Consider the following 17,862-nt stretch of genomic DNA (forward strand, 5'->3'; position numbering starts at 1 on the left):
CGACACTCAATTCTTAAACCGCAACCAGACGCACACTGGCGCCTTCGCCAACGCCCAGTGCCTCAGCCGCTGCCAGGTCCAGCGTCACCGGTTTACCCGGCGCGTAGTCCAGCTCCAGCATCACCGCGCGGTAGTCCTGCAACTGCGCATTGCTCACTAGGTACTGGCGGCCGACACCCTTGACCATCTCACCGATCTTCACCGGCACCACGCGGCTCTGGGCGATGGAGCGAATGCCCGAAACCCGTGCGTGCAACGTCGGGCCACCGTCGAAGATGTCGATGTAATGGTCGGTCTCAAAGCCTTCGCGCATCAGGATGTCGAAGGTGATCTGCGCCCGCGGGTGCACCTGGCCCATCGCCTCTTGGGCTTCGTCGGGCAGCAGTGGCACGTAGATCGGGTAATGCGGCATCAGCTCGGCGAGGAAGGTGCGGCTTTTCAGCCCGCACAGGCGCTCGGCGGCGGCGTAGTTGAGGTCGAAGAAGTTGCGACCGATGGCGTCCCAGAACGGCGAGTCACCGTTCTCGTCGCTGTAGCCGACGATCTCGGTCACCACCGAGTCGGCAAAACGCTCGGGGTGGCTGGCGACGAACAGCAGGCGGCCACGGGAATTGAGTTCCGACCACGGCGAGCCGACCAGCTCGGGCACCACGTAGAAGCTGGTGAGCAGGCTGTTGCCGGTGAGGTCGTGGCACTGGGAAAGCACGTGGATCTTGTTGTGGATCTTCAGCTCGCGGGAGGCGTGCACGAAGGTCTCATTACGAAAACTGTAGAAGGGTTCCGAATAGCCGGCCGATGCAACAATGGCCGAGCAGCCGGCGAGCTTGCCGGTTTCGGTGTCTTCCAGGACGAAGAAATAGCTTTCTTCACCGTTGAAACTCACCTCGGCCGCGAAGGACGCTTCGCTGGCGGCGATCTTGTCGCTCAGGCGTTCGACATCATCCGGCAAGGAAGTGACACCAATCGGGCTGTCCGCAGCCAGACGCTGTACCTCGCCCAGATCAGCCATTTGCGCGGGGCGCATCACCAGCATGGTGTCACTCCTTAACTCGAAAAACTCATAGAGGGAAAAATGCCGGGCCGGTCCTGTTCAACACAGGTCCAAATGTGGGAGCGGGCTTGTTGTGGCGAGGGAGCTTGCTCCCGCTGGGCTGCGTAGCGGCCCCAAGATCTTGGGAGTGCTTCGCACTCCAGCGGGAGCAAGCTCCCTCGCCACAAAAGCCAGCTGCCACACTTGATGCGGTCCGGCCGATAAAAGTGGAACTATCAGGCTTGGGTCAGCGCCTTCACAGCACGCTCAAAACGATCCAACCCTTCAGTGATATCCGCCTCTTCCACCACCAAACTCGGCGCAAAACGCACCACGTCCGGGCCGGCTTGCAGGATCATCAGGTTTTCTTTCTCGGCGGCGTTGAACACGTCCTTGGCCTTGCCTTTGAACGCATCGCTCAGCACGCAACCAAGCAACAGGCCCATGCCGCGCACTTCGGTGAAGATGCCGTATTGCTTGCCGATCTGCTCAAGGCGCGCCTTGAATTGGTCGTGCTTGGCATTCACGCCAGCCAGCACTTCGGGGGTGTTGATCACGTCGATGACGGCTTCGGCCACCGCACACGCCAGCGGGTTGCCGCCGTAGGTGGTGCCGTGGGTGCCAACCACCAGGTGCTTGGCCAGCGCTTCGGTGGTGAGCATTGCCGCGATCGGGAAACCACCGCCCAGGCTCTTGGCGCTGGTGAGGATGTCTGGCGTCACGCCGTAATGCTGGTAGGCGAACAACTTGCCGCTGCGGCCCATGCCGGTTTGCACTTCGTCGAACACCAGCAGCGCGTTGTTCGCGTCGCACAGCTCACGGGCGCCTTGCAGGTAAGCCAGTTCGGCCGGCAGCACGCCGCCTTCGCCCTGGATCGGTTCCAATACAACGGCGCAGGTCTTGTCCGACACGGCGGCTTTCAGCGCAGCCAGGTCGTTATAAGGAACGTGGGTGATACCGGTGATTTTAGGCCCGAAACCATCGGAGTACTTGGACTGGCCACCGACGTTGACAGTGAACAGGGTACGGCCGTGGAAGCTGTTCAGCGCGGCGATGATCTCGTACTTCTCAGTGCCGAAACGGTCGAACGCCACGCGACGGGCCAGCTTGAACGCGGCCTCGTTGGCTTCGGCGCCGGAGTTGCAGAAGAACACGCGCTCGGCAAAGGTAGCGTCGATCAGCTTATGGGCCAGGCGCAGGGCCGGCTCATTGGTGAACACGTTGGAGACGTGCCACAGCTTGTTGGCCTGTTCGGTCAATGCACCGACCAGCGCCGGGTGGGCGTGGCCCAATACGTTGACCGCGATGCCGCCGGCAAAGTCGATCAGCTCGCGACCCGCCTGGTCCCACACCCGGGAGCCTTCGCCACGCACGGGGATGAACGCGGCAGGGGCGTAGTTGGGAACCATGACCTGGTCGAAATCGGCACGTTGCACCGGGGCTTGCTCAACGGACATCGGAGTCTCCTGAAGAGGAACGCCTGCCTGGACATGGCGGGCGATGCAGGGATTGTAAGGACAGTTTTCAGTACGGCCTTGTCGCCAAGCGACAACTTCTTATAGCGCCAACCCGCGATTTTGGCGGGTTTACGCCAATGCGACAAATAGCGTCGCAATGGCGCAGTTTAAACTAACTATCTAGAGCCGGCCGCGTGAAACGCGCTGATCTACTGATGCGCTTTCCTGCTATCAGAGATTCAGTATGAGTACGCCCTCCTTAACCGACGATACCGCTCAGCCGGACCGCCACTATGACCTGCTCAAAGACGCCTTTGCGCCCTGGCTGGGTCAGGCCTCAAGCTCCCGGCAACGGGCCTTGGCCCAGGCATCCCCCCAGCCACACCCCACCAATGCCGAACTCAAGCGCCTGAACGGCGCGCACTGGCGCGCACAAAAAGCCGTGGATGACGCGCTTAAACACGTGCAAGGCTCGCGGGCATTCGCCCGTGCACGGCTCGAAGACGCACTGCTGACCCGCTTCGGCCTGGACCTGAACAGCGAAACCGTGTTTCTGCGCCTCTATATTCCCCAACATGTGCCGTGGTTTTCGATCCCTTCGGGCGCCGCGCGCACCTGGACCGTGTCACTGCTGGACGCCGCCCTGCACAACTTCGAACACAGTGAGACCCTCGACGACGCCTTCGAGGCCGATTCGACCTACATCACCCCGCCCAACGCCAACGGCCAGTTCGACACACTGCCGGCCATCCGCGAAAAACTCGGCATCGCCCCCTTCACCCGGCTGTGCCGCGAGTTGGATATTGGCGCGCACTACCAAACGTACCTGCGCACGCAGTTGGGCCTGGACGAACCGGTGAGCGCCGCAGTACTGCAAAGCAAGGTCGACGCCAGCCACAAAACCGCCCTGCGCGCCGCCCTGCAACTGGCGCGTCAGCGCGATGATATTCGCGATGACGTTGCGCGACAGGTCGAAGGCTTGCTGCAAGGCCGCAGCGACCTGACCCTCGACGCCCTGCCCTTGCACTGCCACACCTTACAGATGATGGACGCGCCGCTGACCGGCATCCTGCTGTTCGCCCCCGACCTGCAAACCTCCCGCACGGTGCAGCGCCTGGTCGCCTACGTGCCGGACGACCCGCAGCACCCACTCAAGGAATACGCCTCGTCCCTGGCCTTCAAACAGGAACTGACCCGCCAACTACGCGACCCTGACTACCAGACATTTTTCAGCCGCTTTGTCGCCCACGCACAGCGCGGGGCATTTTTTGCCAACCTGAGCCAACGCCTGGCACGGGTCAAATGGCACCCCACCGACTACGGCAGCAGTTTGCCAGCCTGGCGCAAACAGCCGACCGACGACCCCAAGCTGCAATTTGTCGCCACGCCAGTGCCAGGCGATATCTGGCTGCACCTCTATCAGCAAAAGCTGAACCAGGTCCTCAACGATGGGCGCACCCAGGCCGTGTCCACCGCCACGGTGGACCGCAATGCGCGCTGGGCCCTATGGGATTCGTTTGTGAATGTGGCGTCGTCGATCCTTAACGCCGCGCTGCTGATCGTCGCACCGTTCATTCCGGGGCTGGGCGAGTTGATGCTCGGCTACATGGCTTACCAACTGCTCGATGACGTGTTCGAAGGCATTGTTGACTGGGCCGAAGGCTTGTCCCAAGAAGCGTTCGGCCATTTGATGAGCGTGTTGCAATCGCTGGTGCAATTGGGTGCCTTTGGCGCGGGCACTACGATTGGCGCGGCGCAATTGCGCAAGGTATTGCCCGCCGACGTCCTGGCATTTATCGACCGTTTCAAACCCGTCACCCTCGCCAACGGTGCCCAGCGTTACTGGCAGCCGGACCTCACGCCCTATCAACAAGACGTCCGCCTGCCACCACGCCTGGGCATTGACGCGCAGGGGCTGCACCGGATGCGCGGCGAGTCGATACTGCCCCTGGAGGGCAAGCTGTACGCCGTGCAAAAACACGCGAATGAAGACGCTTATGTGATCAAGCATCCCAGCCGCCCCCAGGCCTACACCCCGCGTTTGCAGCACAACGGCGCCGGTGCCTGGCACAGTGAACTGGACACGCCGCTGCAATGGGACCACCCCACCCTGCTGCGCCGCCTGGGGCATCGCTTCGCCGAGTTGAGCGAAGCCGACCGGCAACTGGCGCTGAGCCTCAGCGGCGTGAATGAAAACGCCCTGCGCCAGATGCATGTGCGCAGCGACCCAGTGCCGCCGCTGCTGGACGACACCCTCGACCGCCTGCGCCTGGACCGCAGCCTGCGCACCTTGATCGAACGCCTCGACAGCGACGACCCGGCACAGCACACGCAAGTTGATCCACAGGACATGCTCCAGCTGCTCACCACCTACGGCGACTGGCCCGACAGCCGCGCCCTGCGCATTGTCGATGCCGAGGGCAACACCGCCTGGACGTTCGGCGACCAGAGCAAGCCCGTGGTGCAGATCCCCGAGACGCAAATGACCAATGGCGACCTGCTCAAGACCCTGCTGCAAGCGCTGAGCCCGGAAGAAATCCGCAGGCAATTTGGCGAGGTGGCTGCCGACCCCGAGCTGAGCCTGGAAAACCGCGTGAAGCAACTGCGCAAGAAACTCGCGCGCCTGGCCGAGCAACATCGCACCGAGCTGTTCGAGGCGCGGTATGCCGAGTATCAACTGACCGAGCAAACGCCAGTGCAACACATGATGCAGACCGCGCCCGGCCTGCCGACCAAGGTCGTCACCCGCCTGCTGGGCCAGGCCAGCGCTTTTGAGCTGGAGGAACTGGGCTACCAGCGTACGCCGCCGCGCCTGGCCCACTTGGCTCAAAGCGCACTGGCCGAACTGCGGCTCAACCGCGCCTACGAAGGCCAGCACCTGGTAGCGCCGCCGAACCTGGACACTGACCGCCTGGCCTTGAATAGCCTGAAACTGCTGCCAGGCTGGTCTGATCAGCTGCGCCTCGATGCCCGCCACCTCGACGCCGCCGCTTCCAGCTGGCTGCAGGTGGGCCCGGACAACGCGCCGATCCAACGCACAGTGGTGCGCACGGCCGACGGCCGCTATGTCCCCTACGATGATAAAGGCCCGCTGTTCGGCGAAACCGACCTGTACACCGCCGTCCTCAATGCCTTGCCCGATGCGCAACGAGACGCCCTGGGCATCGGCATCGGCCAGGGCCCTTTGCTTGAACAACGCTTGCGCCACCACCCGCTCGAACGCGACGAACTGCGCCGCGTGCTGGGCGGTGATGCCGCCGAGCCCCCCAGCCTGGAAACCCAGCGCCACCTGGGAAGCGACAGCGGCTACCCAAGGCTTGCCGCCCCAGCGACGCAGCCCCCGACCCTAGAACAGCGCGCCCGCCAGCTGTACCCAGCCCTCAACCCCCGGCAAATCCATGACTTGCTCACCCACCTGCACGCGCAGCCCAGCGGCGTCGCCAATGGCCTCGCCGCACTGGCCGAGGAATACGGACAGTTGGACCGCGACCTGAGCACATGGGAGCGCCAACCTCTCACCACTCACCCGGGCACCGGTGCGCCCTTGTCCGAAGCCGAGCAAATCCGCGAAGCCCAGAACCGCTACATGAGCGCAAAACAGCTGCGCCACTGCTGGCGTCGCGAGACCGATGTGGATGACTACTTCGAAGCCGCCCAGCAGAACGGCCACAGCCTGCGCATGGAATACCCTACCTTGGGCCCATTGCCCGAACTGACCGCCAACTTCGATCATGTGTCACTGTTGACGCTCTATGGCTACCCCGACAGCCCGGGTGCAGTTGCATTTATCGGGCGTTTCCGGCGGCTGCGTCATCTCTCCGTCACAGGCTTCAACCTCGGCACACTGCCGGAAGCCATCTTCAGCATGCCGCGCCTCAACGCCCTGAACCTGAGCGCCTGCAACATCCGGCTCAACGCCGCCAGCCAGGCCCGTCTGGGCTCGCTGCATGGCTTGCAGATCCTCGCATTGCACGACAACCCCCTGGGGCTGACGCCCAGCGTCGAAGCCATGGCGCACCTGATTCATCTGGACCTGACGCAAACCGCCATCGAACACCTGCCGGCTGGCGTATTGACGCGCCCCGAACTGCAAGTGGTGCTGCTCAATGACAACCAGATCCGCGAGCTGCCAGCCGAACTGTTCACGCTGCCACCCGAGCAAGCCGACAGCTTCGTGCTGAGCGACAACCCGCTGACACGCAGCACCCTGGAACAGGTCAAAGCCTACTTTCAGCGCCATGGCGTTTATTTCGATATCGACGCGCCCGCCGCCGACCTGCGCGATGCGCGCCTGCTGTACCCCAGCCTGAGCCAGGAGGAACTCAATCAATTCATTTACAAATTGCCGGGCAACCTCGAAGCCGGGCAGATCGAATTGGCCAACCGCGCAGGCGAGTTGCAGCAACTGCAAAACGAGTTGACGCAGTGGCAACAGGCCCCCGACCTCAGCCCACGAGAGTTTCGCCGCCGAAATGAGCTCAGCCAGTTACTGGAAAACAGCTGGCGCCGCGAACGCACCCAACCCACCGGGCGACGCCACTCATTGGTGATCTCGCATCGCTTGGCCGGGCACATGCCCACCCTCAAGGCCACATGGCGACACATCACGCAGTTGGTGATCGAAGACGGCGCGGGCCTGAGCAACGTCGATGGTTTCCTCGCCCGCTTTCCCGAATTGCTTGTGCTAAACGTGCACCAAGCACCGCTGACGGACATTCCCCCAGCAGTCTTCGGGCTGCAAAAACTGTGGTTCCTCGAACTGGAAGACTGCTCGATCAAGCTGTCCGCCAACAGCCGCGCAGGCATTGAAAGCATGCCGCAACTCAGGCACCTGAGCCTGAGCGGCAACCCGCTGGGCGAGGTGCCGGATTTCAGCCAACTGCCAGAGCTGGGCACCTTGCTGCTGACCGACACCGGGCTCACCGCCGTGCCGCCCGCGCTGTTGCAGGCCATGCCACGCCAAGTAGTCAACCTGAGCCGCAACGCCATCGAACACCTGCCCGCGGCGTTGTTCGAATTACCGCTCAGCAGCAGCCAGGCGTTCGATCTCTCTGCCAACCCGCTGGCGTACACGTCCCTTGAGCAGATCAAACGCTACTGCCAGCGCACCCAGGCATTCTTCAATGCCCAGGCACCGGCGGCGCAACGCGAGTGGGCGCAACGACTCTACCCGAGACTGCACGCCCGCGACGCTGATGGTTTGATTTTCAAACTGCCCGGCAACATGGATGAAGTCGATGCGGCCCTGACGGCGCTGGAAGCCGAATACCAACAATTGGTCAGCGACCTGCAACGCTGGGCCGACGATGTGCCTACGCACCACCCGATCCTGGGCAACGCGTTGGATGACATGACCCGCATCGCCGAAGAGGGCAACCGCAGCCACTTCAAGCGCCTGCTTGAAGAAGCCTGGCGCCGCGAAAGCCCGGAAGACGAAGAAAGCCTGGACGAAACGCCGACCCATGCGGTGGTGCTCAACCTGCCGATCATCGGTGAGTTGCCGCCATTGAGCGCACGCTTCGAGCATGTCACCGCGTTTGTATTCAAGGGGGCGATCACCACCACACAGGTGGACGGCACGCTCAAGAGCTTCACGGCGTTGCAATCGCTGAATGTGAGCCACTGCACCCTGGAGCGGCTGCCCACGGCGATCTTTTCCATGCCCAAGCTCACCAGCCTGGAACTGTCCCACTGCGCGATCCGGTTGACCCCAGCCACCGCGCGCACGGTCAGCGACCTGCACAGCCTCGAGTTCCTGGACCTGAGCAACAACCCACTGGGCCACGCGCCGGACGTCAGTGGCCTGCAAAAACTGACCTCGCTGCACTTGCACAACACCCGGATCAGCGAACTGCCCGCCGGGGTTTTTCAGCTCACCGAACTGCAGAACCTGGACTTGAGCCGCAACCAGTTGCGTGAGATTCCGCAGGCATTGATGGAGACGCAGCAGAACTTTCACGACGAGTCCGACCTGAGCAACAACCCCTGGTCGCGGCAGAGCCTGGATCGCCTGAGGCAGTACTACGTGCAGACCGGGGTTGACTTCCAGATCCACGAAATCACCGTGGACGGCAACGGCGACCCGGTGATGCAACTGCCCGAGGAGCCCATGGAGGAATAAGCCCTAGCCGCGCTCGGCAGGCACCGACGACAGCTCGAACGGGCTGCTGCTGCGCCGCTGGTTGCGGTCTTCACGCGGGGTGGCGCCAAAGAAATTGCGGTAGGCGCTGGAGAAGTGCGGCCCCGAGGAGAAGCCGCACGACAGGCCGATCTGGATGATCGACTTGCTGGTTTGCATCAGCATCTGGCGGGCCTTGTTCAGGCGTAGTTCCAGGTAGTACTGGCTGGGGACGCGGTTGAGGTATTGCTTGAAGATCCGTTCCAGTTGTCGTCGCGACACGCACACGTGCTGGGCGATTTCGTCGGTGGTCAGCGGTTCTTCGATGTTGGCTTCCATCAGCAACACCGCCTGGGTCAGCTTGGGATGGCTGGAGCCCAGGCGGTTTTGCAAGGGGATACGCTGACGTTCGCCGCCTTCGCGGATGCGTTCCACCACCAGTTCTTCGGAGACCGCACCGGCTAGCTCGGCGCCATGGTCACGGGCCAATACCGCCAGCAGCAGGTCGAGCACCGACATGCCACCGCAGGCAGTAAGGCGGTCGCGATCCCAGTCGAACAGGTGGCTGGTGGCGATGACCTTGGGGAAGCGTTCGGCAAAATCATCCTGCCAGCGCCAGTGCACGGCGGCGCGATAGCCGTCGAGCAGACCGAGTTGGGCCAGCGGGTACACACCGGCCGACAAACCGCCGATCACGCAGCCGGTGCGCACCAATTGCTTGAGGGCTGTGCTGAGCTGGGAAGCGATGGCGGTCGGCGGTTCATCCGCCAGCAGAAACAGTTTCTGGAAGCCTTCCAACTTACCGGCCCACGGCTCGCCCGGCAATTGCCAGGCGCCTTCGGCGGCCGGCTCGGCGAGCAGGAACGACAGTTCGTAGACCACGTCCGGATGCACCCGCTGAGCAACGCGCAAGGCCTCCTCAGCCAGCGCAAGCGTGAGTGCTTTTGTGCTGGGCCAAATCAGGAAACCAATTTTGTGGGCGGTCATGGAGTGCTATCCGAAGCCTGTAACGGTAATGAAGACAGGGGCTAATGCTAGCCCGTAAACCAACACAAATCCTTAAAGCCGATGAAGATCCAAATGTGGGAGCGGGGGGGGGGGGGGGGGGGGGGGGGGGGGGGGGGGGGGGGGGGGGGGGGGGGGGGGGGGGGGGGGGGGGGGGGGGGGGGGGGGGGGGGGGGGGGNAGCCCGTAAACCAACACAAATCCTTAAAGCCGATGAAGATCCAAATGTGGGAGCGGGCTTGCTCGCGAATACGGCGTGTCAGTCAATACATCTGTATCTGATAGACCGCATTCGCGAGCAAGCCCGCTCCCACAAGGGATTGAGGTCGACTTCAAGACTGTGGAGCATGCACTACTTCAGTGCACAAAAGCAGCCTTGATTATTTCAAGCTGCCCGACAAAAACTGCTGCAAACGCTCGGACTGCGGGTTCACCAGCACTTCACGCGGGTTGCCACGCTCTTCAACGATGCCTTTGTGCAAAAACACCAACTGGTTCGACACTTCACGAGCAAAGCCCATTTCGTGGGTCACCACCACCATGGTGCGGCCTTCCAGGGCCAGGTCCTGCATCACCTTGAGCACCTCGCCCACCAGTTCCGGGTCCAGGGCCGAGGTGGGTTCGTCGAACAGCATCACCTCCGGCTCCATCGCCAGGGCGCGGGCGATGGCCACGCGCTGCTGCTCGCCACCGGACATGTGGCCTGGGAACGCATCCTTGCGATGGCTCACGCCAACTTTGGCTAGGTAATGCTCGGCCTTTTCGCGGGCTTCTTTCTTCGACACGCCCAGCACGTGCACCGGCGCTTCCATCACGTTTTCCAACGCGGTCATGTGGGACCACAGGTTGAAATGCTGGAACACCATGGACAGGCGCGAACGCATGCGCTGCAGCTGTTTAGGGTCGGCAGCCTTCATGGCGCCGTCCTTGTTGGCTACTAGCTTGAGCTCTTCGTTGTTGAGCAGGATCTTGCCGGCGTGGGGTTGCTCCAGCAGGTTGATGCAGCGCAAAAAGGTACTTTTGCCCGAACCGCTGGAACCGATGATGCTGATGACATCACCGGCCGCGGCGGCCAGGGACACGCCTTTGAGCACTTCATGACTGCCATAGCGTTTATGCAGGTCTTGGACTTCAAGTTTGTACATGCGGTCGGTTCTCACAAAAACAGGTGGTCAGTCGTTGAGCAAGCGCCCGTGACGCAGCGCTTCGCGCCCCGCCACCTTGGCCAGCCAGAAACCCGCTTGGGCATAACGTAGCCGTTCAACGGCAAACAACACCCCTGAGGTGCCGGCGCGGATGATGCTTACGCGGTCTTCCAGGGGATTAATCACTTCAAAAATCGGTTCGCCGTTTTCTACCCAGTCGCCGGCTTTACGCAGGTAACTGATCACCCCGGCGTGGGGTGCGAACAGCAATTCGGTGCCTTCGAAGGGCACGCCTTCGCAAGGCTCGTGTTGCGGCGCGGGCCATTCGCCCTTGATCAGGCCTTGTTCGGCGAGGAATGCGAGGATGCCTTCGGCGTGGAAGATCGCTTCATCACGGCCGGTATCGGCTTGGCCGCCCAACTCCAGGGTAGTCGCCAGGCACGCCAACGGGATCTGCGCCTCGGGGAACGCCCGGGACAAGCGCAGCCACGGCAGCGAACAGGCTTCATCGAACGAGCTGCCGCCGGAATCTTCCGCGAGCAAACCGACCTTCACATTCAAATGCGCCGACAACGAACGCCACTGCGGCCAGTGCTGGGGCAGCGCGTACATGTGCAGCGCGGCTTCGGCATCGCAATGCAGGTCCAGCACCACATCGGCGGTGCAGGCGTGGCTGAGCAGGATGCGTTGCATGCCTTGCAGTTGGCTCGCAGGCGTGGGCAATGCGTCCAGCGCAGCGCTCATGGCTTGGCGGATCATGCGCACGTTGGCGTGGGGATCATCCCCCAGCTTGCCGTCGAGCAATGCCGCGACCGGCTCGCTCAACTCGACGAAATCGCGGTTGAAATTCTTGCCGCTGCCAATCTCGAAACGCCCCTGGTGGCTGCCTTGCAGCAACTGGCCCAAGCCCATTGGGTTGGCCACCGGCACCAGCTCGATCACGCCATTGAGAGCACCTTGCTCTTCAAGTTCAGCGAGACGCTTTTTCAGCTCCCACGCAGCGCGCATGCCAGGTAACTCATCGGCGTGCAAACTAGCCTGGATATAGGCCTTGCGCTCGCCCCGGCCGAAACGGAATACGCTCAGTTGGCGCTCGCAGCCCAGGTGCCCCCAGGGCAACAGATGATCGATACGTTCCATATCAGTGCTTCCGTGGAGCCAGGTAGCTCAGCCAGCGGCGCTCAGCCAACTTGAACAGGCGCACCAGGATGAAGGTGAGGCACAGGTAGAACACACCGGCAGTGATGTAGGCTTCGAACGGCAGGTAGAACTGGGCGTTCACCGTGCGTGCGGCACCGGTGATGTCGATCAGGGTGACGATGGAGGCCAGGCTGGTGGTCTGCAACATCATGATCACTTCGTTGCTGTACTGCGGCAGCGCCCGGCGCAGGGCCGACGGCAGCAGAATGCGGCGGTACAGCTTGTAGCGCGACATGCCCATGGCCTTGGCCGCTTCGATCTCGCCATTGGGGGTGGCCTTGAGGCTACCGGCGATTATTTCGGCGGTGTAGGCGCTGGTGTTGATCGCAAACGCCAGGCACGCACAGAACGTGGCGCTGGACAGCAGCGGCCACAGGAAGCTTTCACGCACTGCTTCGAACTGGGCCAGGCCGTAGTAGATCAAGAACAGCTGCACCAGCATCGGCGTGCCACGGATCACATAGGTGTAGAGCCAGGCCGCGCCGTTGACGATCGGCTGCTTGGACACACGCATCAAGCCCAAAGGCAAGGCGGCGAGCAGGCCGAAGAACAGCGAGATGGCCAGCAGTTTGAGGGTGGTCAGCAGGCCGCCAAGGTACAGCGGCATGGCCTCCCAGATGACGTTGTAGTCGAAGATCATAGATCAGCCGCCCTTACGCCTACCGAGTAGCGCTTCTCAAGGTGACGCAAGGCCAGCAATGACACGCTGGTGATCACCAGGTACATCGCCGCCACTGCGAGGAAGAAGGTAAAAGGTTCGCGGGTGGCGTCTGCCGCCTGCTTGGCCTTGAACATCATGTCTTGCAAACCCACCACCGAAATCAGCGCGGTGGCCTTGGTGAGTACCAGCCAGTTGTTGGTGAAGCCGGGGATCGCCAAGCGGATCATCTGCGGCACCATCACCCGGAAAAACACCTGGAAACTACTCATGCCATACGCAAGGCCGGCCTCGGCCTGGCCCTTGGGAATGGCCATGAAGGCGCCACGGAAAGTTTCCGACAGGTAAGCGCCAAAGATGAAACCCAGGGTGCCGATACCGGCGGCCAAGGGGTTCAAGTCGATGTAGTCGTCGTAGCCCAGCATCGGCGCGACGCGGTTGAGCAGGTCCTGGCCGCCGTAGAAAATCAGCAGGATCAGCACCAGGTCGGGGATCCCGCGGATCACCGTGGAGTACAAGTCACCCAGCCAGGCCAACCAGCGCACCGGCGACAGGCGTAACGCGACCCCGATCAGACCCAGAACAATGGCCAAGGCCATGGACGACAAGGCGAGCTGAAGCGTCAACCATGCGCCATCGAGGATGACGGCCCCGTAGCCTTTCAACATGATTCAGGTCCTCGAAAAGGGGGATGAAAAAATGGCGCAAACCGCAGGAATTCTGTTGCTTGCGCCATTTTGGACAGACCGCTAAGACGATTTACTTGGCGTCAGCGCCGTAAATATCGAAGTCGAAGTACTTGTCCTGGATTTTCTTGTACTCACCGTTGGCACGGATCGCGGCAATGGCTGCGTTGATGCGGTCGAGGTTTTCCTTGTCGCCTTTGCGTACGGCGATGCCGATGCCATCACCGAAGTACTTGGCATCGGTGAACTGTGGGCCCACGAACGCGTAGCCTTTACCGGCTGGGGTTTTCAGGAAGCCGTCTTGCAGCAGGGTGGCATCCGCCACGGTGCCGTCGAGGCGACCGGCTTCCACGTCCAGGTAGATTTCGTTCTGCGAGCTGTAAGGCACAACCGTAGCGCCTTTAGGGGCCAGGACTTCCTTGGCGAAACGATCGTGGATCGAACCGCGTTGCACACCGATCTTCTTGCCCTTCAATTCATCCAGGCTGTCGCTGACGGTGGTGCCTTCCTTCATCACCAGCTGCGCTGGGCTCAGGTAGTAGCGGTTGGTGAAGTCCACGGACTTCTTGCGGTCTTCGGTGATGGACATGGACGACAGGATCGCGTCGATCTTGCGCACTTTCAGCGCCGGGATCAGGCCATCGAATTCTTGCTCGACCCAGGTGCACTTCACGTCCATCTGCTTGCACAGGGCGTTGCCGATGTCGTAGTCAAAGCCCACGATGCTGCCATCCGGCGCCTTGGAGGCAAACGGAGGGTAAGCCGCTTCGATACCAATTTTCAGAGGCTTGCCTTCAGCGAAAGCCTGCATGGACAGCACGGACAGCGCCAGGGCGCCCAACAGCACGAGTTTCTTCATCTTGGGACTCCATCGGTATAGGGCAAAACAGCAGTATGAGCCATGGCCCACGATGCGACTTAAGGGAAACCGAATTGCGGTGCTGCGTCCTACACCAGTTACACACTGGAGACGACGAGCGAGTGATCGGCATTCTAACGACAGGCCGGAAGCCGATATTTCCTCAATGCGACAACAATTTACAGAAGCACTGAGAAAGCGGTTCCAGCACATTGACAGCTTCTATTTTTTATGCAGAAGCAAAAGACATTAAACCTGTAGATACTGCAAATTGCGGGCCTATTATTCGCAAACCCTTCTGGGACGGCAAGTCTGGCGTTTAATCTTATTTCTTGGGGTGTCTGGAATGGGGCTTTTCAGGGCACGGGTGTAGCACATTGCCTCATGATTGGGCGTGGGGTTACACATTTGGCAACGGCGGTAACATTCAGAAATCTCCTACGAGAGAAACCGATATTTATTGGGTTGAGGGTTGTGCGGGTCTGTCATACCAGCACCGCCCTCCCTATGAAACGCAATCCAAATGTGGGAGCGGGCTTGCTCGCGAATGCGGTGGGTCAGTCAATTCATGTGTGGCTGACACGCCGCATTCGCGAGCAAGCCCGCTCCCACAGGGGATCTCCACTGCTTGCAAGACCCCAAAAAAAAGCCCCATTCGGCTCACACCGAATAGGGCTATTTCTGACTATCGAGCCTTACGCAACGTTCATGGTCTTGTGCGTCTCAATCAAATGCGCCACTACACCCGGGTCCGCCAAGGTGGAGATATCCCCCAACCCGTCGTACTCAGCCGTGGCAATCTTGCGCAAGATCCGGCGCATGATTTTCCCCGAACGCGTCTTCGGCAAGCCCGGCGCCCACTGGATCACATCCGGCGAAGCAATCGGCCCAATCTCTTTACGCACCCAGTTTTTCAGCTCCAGGCGCAGCGCTTCGTTCGGCTCTTCGCCATTCTTGAGGGTGACATACACATAGATGCCCTGCCCCTTGATGTCATGCGGCACACCCACCACCGCCGCTTCGGCGACTTTAGGGTGGGCGACCATGGCGCTCTCGATCTCGGCGGTGCCCATACGGTGGCCGGACACGTTCAACACGTCGTCCACACGACCAGTGATCCAGTAGTAGCCGTCTTCGTCGCGACGCGCACCGTCGCCGGTGAAGTACATGCCACGGAAGGTCTTGAAGTAGGTGTCGACAAAACGGTCATGGTCACCGTACAGGGTGCGCGCCTGGCCTGGCCATGAATCGAGGATCACCAAGTTGCCTTCAGCCGCGCCTTCGATCAGGTTGCCCAGGTTGTCCACCAGCGCTGGAACCACGCCAAAGAACGGCCGTGCCGCCGAACCCGGCTTGAGCGCGTGAGCGCCCGGCAGCGGGCTCATCATGTTGCCGCCGGTTTCGGTCTGCCACCAGGTATCGACAATCGGGCAACGGGATTGGCCGACGTTCTTGTAGTACCAATCCCAGGCTTCCGGGTTGATCGGCTCACCCACCGAGCCCAGCAAGCGCAGGCTGCTGCCATCGGCGCCTTCCACAGCAGCGGTGCCGGACGCCATCATGGCGCGTATCGCCGTTGGGGCGGTGTAGAGGATATTGACCTTGTGCTTGTCGACGATCTTCGCCACCCGGGTGATCTCCGGATAGTTCGGCACGCCTTCGAACAGCAGCGTGGTCGCGCCATTGGCCAGCGGGCCATAGACGATATAGGTGTGGCCAGTGACCCAGCCGACGTCGGCGGTGCACCAGTAGATTTCGCCTGGGCGGTAGTCGAACACGCGTTCGTGAGTCAGGGCTGCGTACAAAAGGTAGCCGCCGGTGGTGTGCTGCACGCCTTTTGGCTTACCGGTGGAGCCGGAGGTATAAAGGATGAATAGCGCTTCTTCGGCGCCCATCTCTTTCGGCGCACACACGGTGCCCGCCACTTTCATCAGGTCTTCGTACCAGATGTCGCGATGCTGGTTCCACTTGATGTTGCCATTGGTGCGCTTGCACACAATGACTTTCTGGATGCTGTTGGTTTCCGGGTTGGTCAGCGCGTCATCGACGTTGGCCTTGAGGGAAATCTTCTTACCGGCGCGAATGCCTTCGTCAGCAGTGATCACCACCTTCGACTTACAGTCGATGATGCGACCGGCCAGGGCTTCCGGCGAAAAACCGCCAAACACCACGGAGTGAATCGCACCAATGCGGGTACACGCCAGCATGGCCACCACGGCTTCGGGGATCATCGGCATATAGATAGTCACCACGTCGCCGCGGTGCACATCCTGGCCACGCAGGGCGTTGGCGAACTTGCAGACTTGTTCATGCAGCTCGCGGTAGGTGATGGTGCGGCTCTCGGAAGGGTCATCGCCCTCCCAGATGATGGCCGCCTGGTCGCCACGCTCGGCAAGGTGGCGGTCCAGGCAGTTGTAGGAAACATTCAAGGTGCCATCGGCAAACCACTTGATATCAACATGGTGATCGTCGAACGAGGTCTGTTTCACCGCGGTGAAAGGCTTGACCCAGTCAAGGCGCTTGGCTTGCTCACGCCAGAAACCATCGGGGTTGACCACCGACTGCTGGTACATGGCCTTGTAGGTCGCCTCGTCGGTCAGCGTGTTGGCTGCTACTTCGGGGCGAACGGGGTACAGGGAAGCCGCACTCATCTTTCTTACCTCGGTGACAATAGTTGTTTTTGTATGCCCTGTTGTAGCCGGGGCGGCCCCATAGAACCATTCGACGATGGTAGTAACAAGCCCCTACATTTTGCCCTGCTATGCGCTTTTGCCGCTCTGGCCCGCGGCCCGTGGCGCTTTGGGCACTGCGTGAAAAAAGCTTTACCACGGGATTGTTACAAAAACCGCCAATAGTGTTTATCAAAAGCACGGGTATATGAATATAACCTGGGGGCCTAAAATCAACTCCGTCAACAAGACACCGAGATTAACAACGCAACAGCCCCCACGAAGGCAACGTTAATCCGAACCACTCAATACTTAAGTTGCACACGTGGCCTCACAAAGGCCCCGTGACCCACTTCGACCTCAATAAGGTAAATAGAGAAATGAAAGCTTTAGTAGTTATGGCCCTCAGCAGCTTGTGCGCCACCGCCGCCCTGGCCGACGAAGCCCCGACTGACGTAGCTGGCAGCAACGCCCCGATTGTCGAGGACTACACTTACAGCACCCACTTGGATGTCGCTAAAGTAGTGTCCATGAGCGCCATCCCAGATGTGTGCAAAGTAGTACCGGTAACGATGGAATATGAAGACTCACAAGGTCAGCGTCACATTCTTAATTACCATGTAATGGGCAATGGTTGCTCTAACGGATAATAACTTCGTTAGTTAAAACCAAACCTGATCTTATTCGCCGCAAGAAATCGTTCTTGCGGCAAAGAACCTACTTCCAGGCCCATCACGCATCCCGTGTGGGAGCTGGCTTGCCTGCGATGGCAATATCAGTCACGCCCAGCCCATCAAGCCTTCCACATCCCGCGTCCTCATACCCCACTAAACGCCTCCCACCGTCCGTCAAAAAAATCCAAGCCCGGCAAAGCCTTATAAACCCGCACTCTGGCTCAAATAGCAGCCTTTTTGTCTGCGATCCGTGACCATCCGCCTCAACACAAACCGGTTTTTTTCCCCTACAATGCGCGGGTAAATCGGGCCTGCAATATCCCTTTACACTGGGATGAAGAGCCAAACCTGAGGCCCCGCTG

The 17,862-nt window shown here is 60.9% G+C and carries 11 protein-coding genes; 2 read left to right on the top strand and 9 right to left on the bottom strand.

The window, feature by feature from the left end; all coding sequences use genetic code 11:
* Positions 1-13: 13 nt before the first annotated feature.
* Positions 14-1,033, bottom strand: coding sequence for an arginine/ornithine succinyltransferase subunit alpha (aruF, locus tag ACLD1Y_RS13665; RefSeq protein ID WP_003175655.1), 1,020 nt, complete (start codon positions 1,031-1,033; stop codon positions 14-16).
* Between the two features lie 233 nt (positions 1,034-1,266).
* The gene (locus ACLD1Y_RS13670) at positions 1,267-2,487 is read right to left on the bottom strand and encodes an aspartate aminotransferase family protein (protein ID WP_429478455.1); all 1,221 of its coding nucleotides are present in this window, start codon (positions 2,485-2,487) and stop codon (positions 1,267-1,269) included.
* Positions 2,488-2,731: 244 nt separating this feature from the next.
* On the opposite strand from ACLD1Y_RS13670, the gene ACLD1Y_RS13675 reads away from it, so the two are divergent.
* Complete coding sequence (locus tag ACLD1Y_RS13675) at positions 2,732-8,608, top strand: dermonecrotic toxin domain-containing protein (RefSeq protein WP_429478456.1); 5,877 nt, start codon at positions 2,732-2,734, stop codon at positions 8,606-8,608.
* A gap of 3 nt (positions 8,609-8,611) precedes the next feature.
* Here the strand turns inward: ACLD1Y_RS13675 and argR are convergent, their stop codons facing one another.
* The 7 genes from argR to acs form a co-directional block, all read right to left on the bottom strand.
* Positions 8,612-9,592, bottom strand: coding sequence for a transcriptional regulator ArgR (gene argR / locus ACLD1Y_RS13680; RefSeq protein ID WP_429478457.1), 981 nt, complete (start codon positions 9,590-9,592; stop codon positions 8,612-8,614).
* A 397-nt stretch (positions 9,593-9,989) separates the two neighbouring features.
* Complete coding sequence (locus ACLD1Y_RS13685) at positions 9,990-10,754, bottom strand: ABC transporter ATP-binding protein (RefSeq protein ID WP_429478458.1); 765 nt, start codon at positions 10,752-10,754, stop codon at positions 9,990-9,992.
* Positions 10,755-10,781: 27 nt separating this feature from the next.
* Complete coding sequence (locus ACLD1Y_RS13690) at positions 10,782-11,894, bottom strand: succinylglutamate desuccinylase/aspartoacylase family protein (RefSeq protein WP_429478459.1); 1,113 nt, start codon at positions 11,892-11,894, stop codon at positions 10,782-10,784.
* Position 11,895: 1 nt separating this feature from the next.
* Positions 11,896-12,594 (bottom strand): ABC transporter permease, encoded by a 699-nt coding sequence (locus ACLD1Y_RS13695; protein ID WP_010208307.1) that lies wholly within the window; start codon positions 12,592-12,594, stop codon positions 11,896-11,898.
* Positions 12,591-13,280 (bottom strand): ABC transporter permease, encoded by a 690-nt coding sequence (locus ACLD1Y_RS13700; RefSeq protein ID WP_010208305.1) that lies wholly within the window; start codon positions 13,278-13,280, stop codon positions 12,591-12,593. Before ACLD1Y_RS13700 ends, ACLD1Y_RS13695 begins: the two co-directional genes overlap by 4 nt.
* A gap of 91 nt (positions 13,281-13,371) precedes the next feature.
* Complete coding sequence (locus tag ACLD1Y_RS13705; protein ID WP_033901307.1) at positions 13,372-14,157, bottom strand: ABC transporter substrate-binding protein; 786 nt, start codon at positions 14,155-14,157, stop codon at positions 13,372-13,374.
* Positions 14,158-14,852: 695 nt separating this feature from the next.
* The gene (acs, locus tag ACLD1Y_RS13710; protein WP_429478460.1) at positions 14,853-16,808 is read right to left on the bottom strand and encodes an acetate--CoA ligase; all 1,956 of its coding nucleotides are present in this window, start codon (positions 16,806-16,808) and stop codon (positions 14,853-14,855) included.
* Between the two features lie 398 nt (positions 16,809-17,206).
* Between acs and ACLD1Y_RS13715 the strand changes: the two genes are divergently transcribed.
* Positions 17,207-17,476, top strand: coding sequence for a DUF2790 domain-containing protein (locus ACLD1Y_RS13715; protein ID WP_429478461.1), 270 nt, complete (start codon positions 17,207-17,209; stop codon positions 17,474-17,476).
* The last annotated feature ends 386 nt before the right edge of the window (positions 17,477-17,862 follow it).

The sequence above is a fragment of the Pseudomonas sp. 18175 genome (assembly GCF_050432925.1).
GTDB lineage: Bacteria > Pseudomonadota > Gammaproteobacteria > Pseudomonadales > Pseudomonadaceae > Aquipseudomonas.

Excerpts from the sequence above, each read along its gene's own strand:
- ACLD1Y_RS13700 (WP_010208305.1), bottom strand. The coding sequence starts at position 13,280 with ATGTTGAAAGGCTACGGGGCCGTCATCCTCGATGGCGCATGGTTGACG.
- ACLD1Y_RS13715 (WP_429478461.1), top strand. The coding sequence starts at position 17,207 with ATGAAAGCTTTAGTAGTTATGGCCCTCAGCAGCTTGTGCGCCACCGCC.
- ACLD1Y_RS13675 (WP_429478456.1), top strand. The coding sequence starts at position 2,732 with ATGAGTACGCCCTCCTTAACCGACGATACCGCTCAGCCGGACCGCCAC.
- aruF (WP_003175655.1), bottom strand. The coding sequence starts at position 1,033 with ATGCTGGTGATGCGCCCCGCGCAAATGGCTGATCTGGGCGAGGTACAG.
- ACLD1Y_RS13690 (WP_429478459.1), bottom strand. The coding sequence starts at position 11,894 with ATGGAACGTATCGATCATCTGTTGCCCTGGGGGCACCTGGGCTGCGAG.
- ACLD1Y_RS13705 (WP_033901307.1), bottom strand. The coding sequence starts at position 14,157 with ATGAAGAAACTCGTGCTGTTGGGCGCCCTGGCGCTGTCCGTGCTGTCC.
- ACLD1Y_RS13685 (WP_429478458.1), bottom strand. The coding sequence starts at position 10,754 with ATGTACAAACTTGAAGTCCAAGACCTGCATAAACGCTATGGCAGTCAT.
- argR (WP_429478457.1), bottom strand. The coding sequence starts at position 9,592 with ATGACCGCCCACAAAATTGGTTTCCTGATTTGGCCCAGCACAAAAGCA.
- ACLD1Y_RS13670 (WP_429478455.1), bottom strand. The coding sequence starts at position 2,487 with ATGTCCGTTGAGCAAGCCCCGGTGCAACGTGCCGATTTCGACCAGGTC.
- ACLD1Y_RS13695 (WP_010208307.1), bottom strand. The coding sequence starts at position 12,594 with ATGATCTTCGACTACAACGTCATCTGGGAGGCCATGCCGCTGTACCTT.
- acs (WP_429478460.1), bottom strand. The coding sequence starts at position 16,808 with ATGAGTGCGGCTTCCCTGTACCCCGTTCGCCCCGAAGTAGCAGCCAAC.